Source organism: Pseudomonas sp. MWU12-2020 (assembly GCF_023100605.1).
In the GTDB taxonomy this organism is placed as follows: Bacteria; Pseudomonadota; Gammaproteobacteria; order Pseudomonadales; family Pseudomonadaceae; genus Aquipseudomonas; species Aquipseudomonas fluorescens_H.
This window is the reverse complement of sequence record NZ_JALMEX010000001.1, coordinates 482,445-495,388: the sequence shown is the minus strand read 5'-3', so window position 1 is coordinate 495,388 and position 12,944 is coordinate 482,445. Positions and strand designations below refer to the sequence as shown.

The 12,944-nt window shown below is 52.7% G+C and carries 14 protein-coding genes; 10 read left to right on the top strand and 4 right to left on the bottom strand.

Annotation, left to right across the window (positions count from 1 at the left end; genetic code table 11):
* Positions 1-449 precede the first annotated feature (449 nt).
* The 9 genes from M0814_RS02340 (at position 450) to M0814_RS02300 (ending at position 7,019) form a co-directional block, all read left to right on the top strand.
* Entirely contained in the window at positions 450-812 is a 363-nt protein-coding gene (locus M0814_RS02340; protein ID WP_098964401.1) for a DUF6124 family protein, read from the top strand.
* Between the two features lie 139 nt (positions 813-951).
* Positions 952-2,493 (top strand): DUF2235 domain-containing protein, encoded by a 1,542-nt coding sequence (locus M0814_RS02335; RefSeq protein ID WP_103484212.1) that lies wholly within the window; start codon positions 952-954, stop codon positions 2,491-2,493.
* On the top strand, positions 2,493-3,149 hold the full coding sequence (locus M0814_RS02330) for a DUF2931 family protein (protein ID WP_103484211.1): 657 nt from the start codon (positions 2,493-2,495) through the stop codon (positions 3,147-3,149). The genes M0814_RS02335 and M0814_RS02330 overlap by 1 nt, the downstream gene beginning before the upstream one ends.
* A gap of 11 nt (positions 3,150-3,160) precedes the next feature.
* On the top strand, positions 3,161-3,820 hold the full coding sequence (locus M0814_RS02325) for a DUF2931 family protein (protein WP_103484210.1): 660 nt from the start codon (positions 3,161-3,163) through the stop codon (positions 3,818-3,820).
* A 31-nt stretch (positions 3,821-3,851) separates the two neighbouring features.
* Positions 3,852-4,508, top strand: coding sequence for a DUF2931 family protein (locus M0814_RS02320; protein ID WP_103484209.1), 657 nt, complete (start codon positions 3,852-3,854; stop codon positions 4,506-4,508).
* Positions 4,509-5,256: 748 nt separating this feature from the next.
* Positions 5,257-5,544, top strand: coding sequence for a hypothetical protein (locus M0814_RS02315; protein ID WP_146774691.1), 288 nt, complete (start codon positions 5,257-5,259; stop codon positions 5,542-5,544).
* Positions 5,545-5,880: 336 nt separating this feature from the next.
* Complete coding sequence (locus M0814_RS02310; RefSeq protein WP_146774692.1) at positions 5,881-6,387, top strand: hypothetical protein; 507 nt, start codon at positions 5,881-5,883, stop codon at positions 6,385-6,387.
* Positions 6,388-6,505: 118 nt separating this feature from the next.
* Entirely contained in the window at positions 6,506-6,745 is a 240-nt protein-coding gene (locus tag M0814_RS02305; RefSeq protein ID WP_103484208.1) for a hypothetical protein, read from the top strand.
* 73 nt (positions 6,746-6,818) lie between these two features.
* The gene (locus M0814_RS02300) at positions 6,819-7,019 is read left to right on the top strand and encodes a hypothetical protein (RefSeq protein ID WP_103484207.1); all 201 of its coding nucleotides are present in this window, start codon (positions 6,819-6,821) and stop codon (positions 7,017-7,019) included.
* A gap of 503 nt (positions 7,020-7,522) precedes the next feature.
* Here the strand turns inward: M0814_RS02300 and M0814_RS02295 are convergent.
* The 4 genes from M0814_RS02295 to M0814_RS02280 all read right to left on the bottom strand — a co-directional run bounded on the left by M0814_RS02295 (position 7,523) and on the right by M0814_RS02280 (position 11,937).
* Entirely contained in the window at positions 7,523-8,941 is a 1,419-nt protein-coding gene (locus tag M0814_RS02295) for a hypothetical protein (RefSeq protein WP_103484206.1), read from the bottom strand.
* A gap of 311 nt (positions 8,942-9,252) precedes the next feature.
* Positions 9,253-10,359 carry a DNA alkylation repair protein gene (locus M0814_RS02290; RefSeq protein WP_103484205.1) on the bottom strand — a complete coding sequence of 369 codons (1,107 nt, stop codon included), beginning with the start codon at positions 10,357-10,359 and terminating at the stop codon, positions 9,253-9,255.
* 2 nt (positions 10,360-10,361) lie between these two features.
* Positions 10,362-10,967: a glutathione S-transferase gene (locus tag M0814_RS02285; RefSeq protein ID WP_103484204.1), complete on the bottom strand. Its 606-nt coding sequence runs from the start codon at positions 10,965-10,967 to the stop codon at positions 10,362-10,364.
* A 61-nt stretch (positions 10,968-11,028) separates the two neighbouring features.
* Entirely contained in the window at positions 11,029-11,937 is a 909-nt protein-coding gene (locus M0814_RS02280) for a MurR/RpiR family transcriptional regulator (protein WP_103484203.1), read from the bottom strand.
* A gap of 585 nt (positions 11,938-12,522) precedes the next feature.
* Between M0814_RS02280 and M0814_RS02275 the strand changes: the two genes are divergently transcribed.
* Complete coding sequence (locus tag M0814_RS02275; RefSeq protein WP_003225981.1) at positions 12,523-12,927, top strand: TraR/DksA family transcriptional regulator; 405 nt, start codon at positions 12,523-12,525, stop codon at positions 12,925-12,927.
* The last annotated feature ends 17 nt before the right edge of the window (positions 12,928-12,944 follow it).

Below are 12,944 nucleotides of genomic sequence, written 5' to 3'. Positions count from 1 at the left end.
ACCAATCTCAATCCAGCCAAAAATCCCTGTGGGAGCGGGCTTGCCCGCGAAGACGTCTGCCCAATCACCCCATCAATCACTGACCGAAATAAACAGAAAAATCACCTCCGTTTAAACGAAGCCTCCCGTAACCACCCAAGCCCTACAACGCCTTGCGTCATTACCTACGAGTACGCCAGAATCCGCCGGCTTGTGCGTCTGGCGCGCCCTCCGTACCTTGATTCCTATCACTGCTCATCAGTGATCGGGTCTGCAAGCCCGCCGGAAAACCAGTCGCATAGCCACGCCACATGGACGCTCGTTCGCGTCTACAAAATGGCAGCTTTGTGCGGGAGACCTTCGGGTCTGCCGGGTTCCTGGTTTCCCGGTCTTGCAGACCCGCGCACAGCTGCCACCCATCATCTGCAAGTGATGCCGGTAGCTCCTAATGAACAATCAGGAGTTTCACCATGATCAAACCAACACCCAACCCGCCAGAAACCGACCTCGCATCCCCCTACGAATCCCTCGATTCCAAAAAACTCCACGAAGCCGCCGAACGCGCCCTCGACCATTACCTGTCCCCGGCCAGCCAAATCATGGCCAGCCCCCACAAACCCGAACCCATGTACCTCGCCAACCCGAAGTGCGATACCGAATCCCTGCTCGCCAACGCCAGCGAAACCCTCGGGTCCGCCAGCGAAATGCTCAACAACTTCGCCGCCATGCTCGACACCTCCCACCGCAAAACCGCACTGGGCATCGCCCAAGTCGTCATGCTCGGCGAACTCGCCGTAAACCAGGCCCTCGACAACGTAGAAATCGCCCACTGACCAACCCGTGCGACGAGCCCAAACCCTCGTCGCACCCAGCAATTCCAACCGAGCTGGCACAGAGCCACGCCTTGCGCCCCCTCGCCTCGGCTGTCACCCTTCGGCCCGTTCTTCAAGGATCAGAACAAGGAATCAAGGATTGAGTGGCTACGTTCCCAACCCCCCGAAAAACTACCGCTATGAAGAAGCCAAACCCGTCGATATTCACGCCCAGCGTTGGGCGGAATATGAGAAGCACGGGAAAGAACCCGCACGCGAGCCTGAGAAAATCGGCATTGCGTTGAGGATTGGGGTTTTCTTTGATGGTACTGGTAACAATGCGAACAACACGGCAGCAGGGTTGCTGTGTGGTGCGCAGCATCCGATTGCGCCGCAGGATATTCCTGCGAGTTGCATGCCTTACATGAGTGATCCGGATAGCAGTTATGGCGCCGGCCTCACGAATGTTAAAAAACTGCATGATCTGTATAAAAAGACTGAAAAAGCGGAGGGCTCAGGGGCCTTCAAATGCATTTCACGTCCTGTCTATGTTGACGGAATAGGCACCGTCAGCAATAAAAAAGACAGCACAGTGGGCGCCGGCACGGGGCGAGGTGATACCGGTGTTGCAGCGCGTGTGCAGGCGTCTTTCGCGCAAATCAAACAAACCATTGATGAGGCCCTGCAAGATAGTTCGGGCAGTGAAATAGTGTCTCTGACTTTTGATACGTTTGGCTTCAGCCGTGGCGCCGCAGCTGCCCGGCACTTCTCTAATGAAATCGTGCGAGGCAAGCAGGGTTCACTAGGGAATTTGCTGAACATCTACGCCCGAGATTTCAGCCGAAATTTTGATAGCCAGTACGGAAACGGTATCAAGATGGGATTTATAGGCCTGTTCGACACAGTGCCATCCATTGCCGGCTTCACCAATCTTGGTCAAGTGACAAGTCCTATTGCTCCCGGTGTGAAGCTTTACCTGGACCGCAGGTTCTTCAAAGATGTTGTCCATCTCGTTGCTCGCGATGAGTGCCGAGTGAACTTCGCGCTCAGCCGTGTTAAGCCCGACCATCCGGAGTACACCCTTCCCGGCGTTCATTCGGATATCGGTGGAAGCTACCTCGATGAAGTCGAGGAATGCGTGCTGGTCAGCCCCATGCAAGCCCTTGATGTCTCTGTCCAAACTGACGTCGCGACTACGTCGATCTACCGGGATGCTGCACGCCTGAAAAGTCAGTGGGTTGCCAAAGGGTGGCCTGAGCATTTTCTGGAAGTTGTGACACCCACCGCGCTCGTGCTCCCGAGGGACAACCAAGATCGACTGGCTCCTAGAGAAAAACGCGTGTACGCCGCGCTGCAGCTCAAAAGGCCAGTCAGCGGTAAGCTTTCACTGGTTTACTTGAGAGTCATGTATCAACTGGCAAAGGAAAAGGGTGTCCAGTTCATCGACATGCCAGACAGCGATGAGTACGCGGTTCCGGAAGAACTACAAGCCTTGTGTGATCGTTTTGTTGCCGGTGATTACAAAACCACTGATGTGGAAGAAACACTGCTTAAGCTGAAATACATCCACACCTCTGCAAACTGGAATCATCCCCTCGGAAGAAATGACGGCAGTGGCATCGAGGCCGTTTACATCAACGCTCCGACGGCAGACGCAATTCGCGTACAACACCCACACGTACCTGATTGGAAGCTTTGGTAATGAGAGCACTGATTGTTCTATTGGGCATTTTTCTGTTGGCGGGTTGCCAGACGGGCGCAGCCGAAAGTGGCGAAAGTGACCCCAAATCTCCTTGGTGGCAGTTAGGATTTGTAGAGCCGGACTACATGAAGGTTTGGGTAGAAGACAGCTCAGTCCTGGACATCAAAAACAGAACGTTTTTCAAGGTGGGCGGAAGCACCGCCGCCGGAGGTGAACCAGAAGATGGCACAGAGTCAGCCCGTGGTTGGGGCACGGTCAGTGGTTCCGGTATTCCGGTAACCGGTGCCGATCTTCCCAAACTCATCTTTGTTCGTTGGCAGTCCATATCAGAGCAGAAAACCTACAAGGGTTTCATTGAAATTCCAGAGTCAGCGAGGCAGTTGATGGTGGATTCAACGCACCAGCGTTGCCCGGAAACTCCTGAAAGGACCGCTCGATACATGGCTTCGCTTTACGTGGGGCTGGCACCGGGTGGGGTACTTCAAGCATGGGTCAGAGATTCATGCCATCGACCGATCCAAGTCGCTCATGCCCAGGGCGAACTTGAACCGCTAGGCCCGGAGCAGGGGAAGCACGGCGGGCGCTATGCCTATCCAGTCAGCGAAAAGTCCAAGCGGTATATCGATAAATTCGGCATACCGTACGGGAGTTGGTAATTCTTAAGCCAATGAAACAACTCATAACTATACTTTGCGTTTTGCTGATCTCAGGGTGCCAAGAAACTGATCCACTCTCAGCCAAAAATGACCCGAAGTCCGAATGGTGGGAGCTGGCGTTTACTGAGCCGGACTATATGAAGGTCTGGGTTGAAAACAGTTCTGTTCAAGACGTTAACAACCGGATTTTCTACAAAACCGGTGGCGGTACCGCAGCTGGGGGAGAGCCTGAAGATGGCACAGAATCAGCCCGGGGGTGGGCAGGTGGAGTTGGCGGCAGCGGGAGGAGGGTGATAGGAGCAGACCTGCCCGTTCGAATCTGGGTCCGTTGGCAATCAATCGTTGAACAGAAAACCTGGCAAGCATGGGTAGATATTCCGGAAGAGGCCAGGCAGTTGATGGTGACGTCCGTCAATCAGCGCTGCCCGCGAACTCCCGATCGGCAGGCAAGATTCATGGCATCGGTTTATCTCGGCCTGGCTCCCGGCGGTGTCGTGCAGGTTTGGGTAAGAGACTCATGTCATCACCCAGTCAAGGTCGCGCGAGCACAGGCGGAAATTGAGCCACTGGGGCCGAGCCAAGGTAAGAACGAAGGGCGGTACGCCTATCCTGTGAGTGAAAAGGCTAAGCGGTATATCGACAAGTACGGCATTCCATATGGAAGTTGGTAGTCGTGACAAATACTTGAATGGATCATTTGTAATGAAAGCAACGATTGCACTGCTGGGCGCTTTATTGTTGTCCGGCTGCCAAAGCAGTGGCCCAGAAACAGGCGAAAATGACCCTAAATATCCATGGTGGGAATTAGTGTTCGTTCAGCCGAATTACATGAAGGTCTGGGTAGAAGACAGCTCCGTCCAAGACATCAATAACAGAGTCTTCTTTAGAGCTGGCAAGAGCACTGCAGCCAGCGGAGAGCCCGATATCAGCACAGAGTCGGCCCGTGGTTGGGGGACGGTGTCGGGGAGCGGGATGCCTGTGACAGGCGCCGATCTTCCAAAACTGATCTTTGTCCGCTGGCAATCCATAACAGAGCAAAAAACCTACAAAGGCTTCATCGAAATTCCGGAAGAGGGCAGGCAACTGATGGTGAAGTCAACACACCAGCGCTGCCCGGAAACACCGGAGAAAACTGCTCGCTTTATGGCGTCACTTTACGTGGGGCTCGCTCCGGGCGGCGTGCTCAAAACATGGGTTAGAGATTCATGTCGAAATCCTGTTGAGATTTCTCGCGGTCAAGGGGAGATAGAGCCTCTGGGGCCGGAACAAGGGAAGCACGGTGGTCGTTATGCCTATCCGGTAAGTGAGAAGGCTAAACGATACGTCGAAAAGTACGGCATTCCGTATGGGAGTTGGTAGGCGACACTTCTCTTGCCTGTCTTTTAATGACGTTGTCTTGAGTGAGTCACCTTTTTGACAGCTTTCGCGTCAATGCTGAGCTCAACGAAGGTTCGCTTTCGGCCAATAGCTGTCTGTCGTAATCGACCGAAATCGACCCAGGGCGAACGTTGTCACTGCCCGCAGCGTCTAGTAAAAAGGTCATCTCCAGTTCCAGGCACTGAAACGAATTTATGACTACTGACTATGGTCAACGTGTTTGTAATCGATGCGGCGATTCAATTACTGGTTACTGTCCATCAATTGAAACGCTAGCGATCATCGGGGCTTTCCACGAGAAGGGTGATCAGGCGGTAGTAGATGAGATAGTCCTCCGAGAAAATATTGATCCTAATGTTGTCTGGGAATATTTCCGCCATCGGATGAGGCCTCTTTGCGAGCAAAAAATTGCCCGATGCTCATTCTGCGGAGGGCAGTTGAGGACTTGGCGTGCGCGTCAATGCATGCACTGTTTTAGGGAGCGGCACTGACGCAGGCGATTATCGAGCTGAATTTTCAGATTCTGAACTGCATTCTTCCTACTTCTGACTGACCGCTATGTGGCCGGAAACCGCCGTACCTGACCTACCGTTTTCGGCCAAAAGCTGTACTTGCACAGCCTAGTGGCAAAACAGTAATTTTTGCGATAAGGCCGACGGAAAATGGCCGTCAGCGGGTCATTCAATGAGGATTCCACGTATGCCCACTTCTCTAACCTTTAGGTACCACAATGAAGTCGTATCGCAAGTTGATTTCAGCAATAGAGGCGTTTGATCGCTGGGAGCAGCCATGGGAGTTTTATGAGTCGATATCATCTGCACCATCACTCGACAAAAATGACCTCGAACAACTGCGGCGTGCCTGGGGTATTGCAATAGAGAGAGAAGGTTGGCTTGCGAGCAAGGACTTTGCCGATGGCTGCTCGCTTGCAGATGCTCGGCTCGCGTCGGGATTCCCATGGCTATCGAACAAAGCACGACAGCAGCTTGTCAACGGCGCTTCCTATCAATGGCTGTAAAGCTTAACAGCTCGCCGAACGCTGGATAAATGTTGGTACATCTAGTTCAACAGTCAATTATCTCAATGATAGTCATGGTCGGTTCCAGCCCTTCGCTACGAGGGAGCAACTGCTAGAGATCGGCCAGAAGCGGACATTTTAGAGCGGCACCTTCCGGCCAGAAGCGGTCGCTCAGCAGAGGTTGCACCGTGCCCGCTTCGGTCAATTGAAAGACGTCAAATGCCCAGAGGGCTTACACTGAGCATCACCATGGTAAAAAACGGCAACGTTTAAGCTGCTCGGTTCTTAACTTTCTAGAGAGCTAAGATTTGCCGTTAACAAAAAATAGGCATTTAGATGACTGAAAATCTCCCACCGGAAGTCCAAGAGCGTTTCAAGCGTTTTGATGCTCACCTTCCTTCGTCAGATGATCCAACCCTAGTGGTTCTTAAGGGGCATCTTTTGGCGGAGGAGATCCTAGAAAATTTAATAAAATCCAAATGCCGCTTTCCTGAAGCTCTTGACGGCATTGAAATTGGATTCTTCTTGAAAGCGAAACTTGCGCGCGCCCTAATCGGAAATTCTCATCCAAACGGCCTACTTCTTACCGACACCGTGTGGGGAATGCTCGAAGCTTTAAACTCGTTAAGGAATGAGCTAGCACACGCCCTGGAACCAAAAAAATTAGAAGCGAAAATTCAAAGATTTCTTTCATGTGCACCTATACCCAACAAGACAACCCCTTCTAAGCAACAGTCAAATATTGCTCTGCATTCAGCGATTGTGGGGACTCTCTCATACATTGCATGCTTCGAAACAATAGCGTTAACTGGTGAATTCCCTCCGAGACTACCTGAAAATTAATAACCGATGGCTAAACTCGTTCGAACTCCACTATTGGAAAAAAGATACTTCGTAGTATCTACAAATGAAGGGTTGTTCACTCACGATTTTTTGAAACGGTTAAATTAGGAGCGCCTAAATGGATGAAATTGACTCTCGCCCCCTCCAATTCAAGGACGTCTGTGCGTACTACGGAGCAGCTATGCACATGGCACAGGTGCTTGAACATGGAATAGTGAATGCCCTCTTTTTCCTCGATTTTCTACCTCGAAAAAAAACCGAATGGACTGATGAAGAGTATGAAGCATTCTTCGATGGAAATTTCTTAAAGACCTTCGGTGCATTGGTGCATTCATTAAAAAGTGACCACCGTTCCTGACGCATTTGATGACCTTATACGCAGATCGAACTCTCGTCGAAACTACCTCGCCCATACCTTTTTTCGGAAGAATATGGACGTGCTTTACTCCGGTGGTTTTGATGAAGTCGTAAGCAGCTTGAACGGAGACATAAGCCTATTCCACGAAGCTGATGCCGCACTAACAGCCATCCTTGAACCCCTATGGTTAAAATTCGGATGGACGGTCGAAGGCATAGAAGCCGAAGCGATGCGATATAGGGCTGAACTCAATCCAAAAGCACTGATTGAGTAGATGACGTGGCAAACTGAATCATCTTTATCAACCGAAGGTCTGTTTTTAGTCGATAGCTGTCTGTTGCAGCTATCGTTGTTCCCATCGTTTCTTTGAGGAGAATCAGAAATAGTTATAAATTTTTTGGGGCTTTTTAAACTACTGAAAATAAGGATATGCCTCTGGATGTATGTTGCCAGAAGCATCGTTCTCTTATTTTTTCTCCATTTACAGATATGGTTGGCATTTCTGCTTTGGAAGTCTCGATGTCAACTCGTAGGGCATTGTGGAGTCACTCGAACGCGACTTTGAGAAGCCCTCCGCTTGTGCTTTTGCAAAGTTAATGGTCGGTCTCTGGAAATACGAGCATCAATATGATCGTCGGTCAACTGCTTCTGGCCGGAACCCGCTCTCGAAATTGTCTGTACCCAAAGCCCAGCAGTCTATCTGTGGGCTTTGCAGCCGAAGCATGTTGTGTTGAGATCCTTCGTTGCTATGGATGTGGATTATTTTTTAGTCTGTTTTTAGTGTTTAGATATAGGTGCTCCTAGAACGCATACTTTAGGAAGAACCGGTATCGGCTCCCAGCCGACCATTACACCACCTCGCTCGAATGGAGAAGGGCTATGCTTGGAAGTCGCTCGTATGTTTCCGGTGCTGGTCGAGTGTCCTGGAGCACTATTCCAGCTTCCCATATCCCAGCCAGCTAGTTTATGGATGTTAATCGAGCTTGGAGTCGGGTGCTGGGTGGTTCTAAATTTATTATCCGGTCCGTAGGAGTAGATTAAGCGATTATATCCATTAAAAGGTGCGGGTGACGGTGCGATATTGTTTGATTTTGTTATGCCCCCGTGATGGGGGGCTACCACTGCAATCGGCGCCGAGTACTGGAAAGATTTCTGGAAAAATCGATATGAACAGTCACCTGTCAGAAGCCAGCTTGAAGGAAACTGTACATCGGGGTTTTCAATTGCCAATACTATTCCTGAATCATTTCGGGTCGTGCCTTCACCGAGTGCAAATTTTAAATGCTGACCATTAGATAAAGTCGACGCACCCATATTTTTTTGAGGCATGTCCAGAACTAATAGGCGACCGCCAGCGGCTATTATTTCATGTGCAAAGCTCTTGTGAGCAGCATCTAGCTGCTGTCGAGGTACGACCCAAGTCAAAGGCAATGTTTTGGATTTGCTGAGCAATGCACCCGCCCAATGATCTTTGTCCCAGTGAGATAAAATCACCAAAGGATTGTTGCAAGTGCAGAATGTAAGATTCGCTGGTGTTATTGAAGCATGCGATCCCACACCACAGCCCATGTCAAAATAAATGACTGGGCATTCTTCATAATCGCTTGAAATTAGTGCGTTGGCGTTGCCTTGCCCTACATCGTAGACAGCTAAATATTCAGCACTTGGAGTTCGTCGAGATATTTCTTGTTCAAGTTCTAGATGTGAAATTGTGTCAGCAGTTGCTAGAGAGAATTCATCGTTAAGTTTTTTTTGGTGGCGCGGGTATATTTTTGTGAATGATAAATGCGCATCAATAGGGGGGCGAAATATGTTTGTATAAAGCTTGGCGTCACCCGCCCCCCTACCGTGCTTGAGTATTTCGATATTGAACCAACTATCCGCATATGAGCGCTCGAGTGCGTCGAGATCTTTGAAGCCTTCTTTTTTTAAAGTGGTTTCAATTTCCACTCTAAAAATAACTGCTTTCTCATAAGGATTATTTTGAAAGCTATTAAGTCTAGCGTTGAGCCTATAGTTATTGCGTCTTTGAATGCCACACTCATGCAGATCGTATTTTAAAATAGCATTGTAAGAGACCAGGATGCTTCCGCTTTGCTCATCCAGCACTTCCACGTCATCAACTCTTCCGTAGGCTTTTCCGTCCTTGAAATCAGTTGTTTTTTGATCTGCTTCGCTGTCTAAAAAATAATTCAAATCTTCTGTTCCTTGAGCATTTATTTAAACGTTTGATAGGCCCAACCTACATGAGGTAGGTCTGAACGCATGGCCCCTATACAAAGGCTGAATATCGCGAAGCCACGCTCCAGTTGGATAATGATCGTGGTGGGGAGCTTGATGTTTTGACAGCAAATCTCACGGGGTCAATGATTTTGCACGCGATCTCTTGAACAAACCAGATGCTACGTTTTCGGTTGAGTGAGCGACTGCTTCTGGCCGAAAGCAGCCCCATCCGTAATTCCCTATCAGTCCGAGTACCGCCAAATCAACCGAATCTATTACCGGTATCAATCAGCAACAATCTCAAACGCAGCACCCCCCAAAACCTCCCCATTAACCAAAACCCTAACCCCATGTCGCCCCACAAAATGCTTCCGCGTCGTAAAATCCCGAATCACCTGCCGCCTCCCCACAACCACTTCCCCAAACCCCGCCAACTCCACCGTCTTCAACTTGAAAACCTTCCCCGAAACCCCGCCATTCGCCTTCACATAGTCAATCGCATAATCAATCACCAACCGCTGCTCATGCGCCACCGTCGACTTCACCGTAAACGACAACGTAATCGCCTCACCCAACCTCACCACCGCCGGCTCAACCCGCACGTCCAGCAACTCAACCTCAGCCTTGGCCCCCGCACCAATCACCGTTAGTGCACGCAGATCGCCCTGTTTGATCAAGCTGCGCAACGCATGCTTGGCAATCCATGCCGTGTGTTTGTTCTCCAGCGACCAGCCTTCAATCGTGTCCAGCACCCATTCCGGATGCTCTTTGGTCACGTCATTCAGATGGTTCGCCACGGACTTACGTACGTACAGACTCTCGTCGGCTTTCAACCGATCGAGGATTCCGGCGGTCAGTTGCGGGTTGGCTTGCACGGCTTCGAGGCGAAATGACCAGGGCAGGCGAGGGCGGGTGCCTTCGCTGGCGAGGCGGCGGACGTGGTGGTTTTTGTCTTGGGTCCAGTCGTGCATGAGTTCCAGCGAGCGTTCGAGGTCGCTGCGCAGGAAGTGGCGGATGGCGAATTCGGAAGAGCCGAAGCTGGTGAAGTATTTCAGTGCTTGCATGGAGGTATCGAACGCGTGGCTGCCGTAGCTGGCGACGTAGTGCGGCAGGCACATGCTGACGAATCCGCTGTTGAGGCGGGGGGCGAGTTCGCGCAGGACTTCGAGGGAATCTTCGTAGTCCAGCGGCAGCACGGCGTGCAGGCTTTCGCTGACGCGGGCCATGCGTTGCATCACCGACAATTCCGCCAGCCCTTGGTTGGCGTGCTTGAGAAACGCCTTGGCCTTGAACGCCGGGTACACGGCGCTCATTTCGCTGGCGATGTGTTGCAGGCGTTCGGCGTTGAAGATTTCCTTTAACGCCGGGGCGGCGGTGTCGGTGGTGCTCATGGTCAGGTCATCGGGGTGCTGACGAACGCTTCGAGGGTTTCGGCGTAGGTGGTGTATTGGGCGATGTGCGGGTAGCGGCGGGTGTCGATCTGGTCGGGGACGACGAGGTCGGTGAAGCTCCAGGCGACGGCGAGGCTGATGCCGGCCTGGGTGAGGGTGCCGTCGGTGGGCAGGCCGGTTTTTTCCAGTTCCTGTTCGAGGGCGGTGAACGCGGCGGCGAGTTGGCCTTCGACGCGTTCGACCCACGGTTGGTACTGAATGTCGGCCGGGCGCAGGTTGCGTTCGTAATAGAGTTGCACGGCTTTTTCGCAGGCGGCGAGGCTGAGGCCGATCAGGCGCAGGGCGTGGGCGCGTTGTTTGAGGTCGCTCGGCAGCAGGCTTTTGCCGCTGGCGGCTTCGAGGTAGTCGAGGATGAGGGTGGAGTCCATCAGGACCACGCCGTCATCGAGGATCAGCGTGGGCGCCTTGACCACCGGGTTGATCTGCTGGAATTGCTCGAAGTGGCGGAACACCGAGACCGATTCATGTTCGAGGTCGATGCCTAAGCGTTTGGCGGAGATCGCCACGCGGCGCACGTAAGGGGAGTCCAGCATGCCGATCAGTTTCATGACGCGCTCCTTCAAGTCGAACCGTTGGGAAGGCATAACCTAGCCGAGCCTGAGGCAAATGTCAGTCGTCAAAACCGGCTTGTTCGTGAATCTCATCCACATTCAATTCCAGCCGATACGCCACCGCCACGAACAACGCCTGACACAAACATAAGGTCGCACTCAGCGAACGAAACGCCAGTGCGCTGCCCTCATTGACCAGCAACAGACTGTTGGCGTTTTTAGCCAAAGGCGAGAGCTGGCTGTCGGTGAGGATCAAGGTGTTGGCCTGTTGCTGGCGGGCGTAGCGCAGGCAGTGTTGGGTTTCCTTGGCATAGGGGGTGAAGCTGATGGCGATCACCAAATCACCGCTACGTACGCTGCGCATCTGCTCGCGATAACTGCCGCCAAGACCAGAAACCAGGTGAATGCGCTTGTGAGTGTGTTGCAAGTTGTAAACGAGGTAGTCGGCGACGGCGAAGGAGCGGCGTACGCCGACGACATAGATGTTGTCGGCGTTGACGATCAGGTCGACGGCTTTCTCGAACGCGACGTCGTCGAGTTCGCGGCCCAGGCGTTCGATGCCGGAGCGGGTGGCGTCGATGCATTCGCGGGCGAGGTCGCCGTCGCTGGCTGGCTGCGACTGGTTGGCGATCATGCTGTGGATGCGTTGCTGGTAGTTCTGCACTGGCGAGGCTTTATGGGTGTAGGCGCTGCGGAACAGCGCCTGCATTTGGCTGAAGCCGCTGAAGCCGAAGCGCTGCGAGAAGCGCACGATGGCGGACGGATGCACCTCGCATTCCCGCGCAATGTCGCTGATGCGATCGACCATGATCCGGTCGCTTTGCTGGCTCATGTAGGTGGCGATGCGCTTGAGTTGGCGCGGCAGGGTGTCGTATTCGTCGGTGATCAGTTGCAGCAGACGCTCGGCATTGATCGGGGGGCTGGCGAGAGGGCGCTCGTCGTTGGCCGGCAGATCGGGGCGGGGCATAAGTTATCCTTCGGGCTGATCGTTCAACCTGTGGCGAGGGAGCTTGTCGAATCGTCGCACCGTCCCGCTGGACTGCGAAGCAGGCCCACTGCTTTTTAAAGTTGAAGAGCAAGGGCCGCTTCGCGCCCCAGCGGGACGGTGCGACGATTCGACGAGCTCCCTCGCCACAGTTATTTGCGGTGTGCCTGATGATAGGCGGGGTGCGGGCAGTTGGCAGGGGAGATTTTCGGCGTCTGCGCAGCTGAAACGATGCACTGCGCGGGCGGCATGGCTGAAAAAAATGCGACCAACTGCCGCTCGGTTAGCCGTTTGTCTTCTATATACAGCCGCTCGACTGAATTTCTTGCTATAAACGCACTCCGATGACCGCCATGACGCCTGTGTCAGAGCTGTTTACGGCTGTTGTCGGACAAATTCCCGGTATTTACAGTTGCTGAGGCCTCAAACGGGCCTTAGACTGCCGCCCCTTCGTAAATTGAGTGCCGGGTGGCGTTTGCAATAAACGATGCCTTTTCGTCGACCGGACACGGTTCGCCGGAACGCTCCCTATTTCGCCTTAATGCACGTTTTTTTATAGAGATATCAATGACAAAGGACAAGTTGCTGGCGATGCCGGCAGATGACTACATGAATGCCGAGCAACACGCTTTCTTCACTGAGCTGTTGCAGAACATGAAAGTCGAAACCCACGAGCGCATTGAGCAAAACCGTATCGCCATCGAAAGCCTGGACACTCCGGCCGACCCGGCGGACGCGGCTTCGGTTGAAGAAGAGCGCACCTGGCTGGTGAACGCGATCGATCGCGACCAGCGCATGCTGCCGCAACTGGAACAAGCCCTTGAGCGCATCAAGGAAGACAGTTTTGGCTGGTGCGACGACAGCGGCGAGGCCATCGGCCTGAAGCGCCTGCTGATCAGCCCGACCACCAAGTACTGCATCGAAGCTCAAGAGCGTCACGAGCAGATCGACAAGCACCAGCGTCAGGCCTGATTCCATGGCTGCCCCCT